This is a genomic window from Vibrio sp. 1069, assembly GCF_033340555.1.
Genome location: NZ_JAWOWP010000558.1, coordinates 1 through 614, shown reverse-complemented (window position 1 = coordinate 614; position 614 = coordinate 1). Strand labels below are relative to the sequence as shown.

General features: G+C 49.0%; 1 protein-coding gene. It reads left to right on the top strand.

The features are described from left to right. Positions 1-614: BCCT family transporter (locus tag R7040_RS27720; RefSeq protein WP_318097784.1), on the top strand; the 614-nt coding region annotated here is incomplete at both ends.

Below are 614 nucleotides of genomic sequence, written 5' to 3'. Positions count from 1 at the left end.
ACTATCGGCCCTATTGGCTTTCTTGGTTTGCAAATCAGCTACGCGCTGAACTCATTATTTGGTTTCCCAGATAACTTCATCACCCAAAGCATGGTGATTGTCGCTGCCATCGTGATGTACACGCTTTCGGCGCTAAGTGGCGTAAGCAAAGGCATCCAACTTGTGAGCCGTTACAACATCATCCTGTCGGTACTGCTGATCGGTTACATCCTGTTCTTTGGCCCAACGAGCTTTATTATTGATGGCTATGTGCAAGGCGTAGGCCGCATGGTGGATAACTTCTTCCCGATGGCGCTTTATCGCGGTGACACTGGCTGGTTAAGCTGGTGGACAGTGTTCTTCTGGGGTTGGTTTATTGGTTACGGGCCAATGATGGCAATCTTCATCGCACGTATTTCGCGTGGCCGTACAATTCGCCAATTGATTTTGTCCATCAGTATTGCTGCGCCGCTGATCACCTGTTTTTGGTTTAGCATCGTGGGCGGTAGCGGTTTAGCATTCGAGCTAGCTAATCCGGGATTGATCTCTTCGGCGTTTGAAGGCTTCAACCTTCCAGCCGTATTGCTTGCAATCACTGGTGAACTGCCATTTCCAATGATCATTTCGGTGCTGTT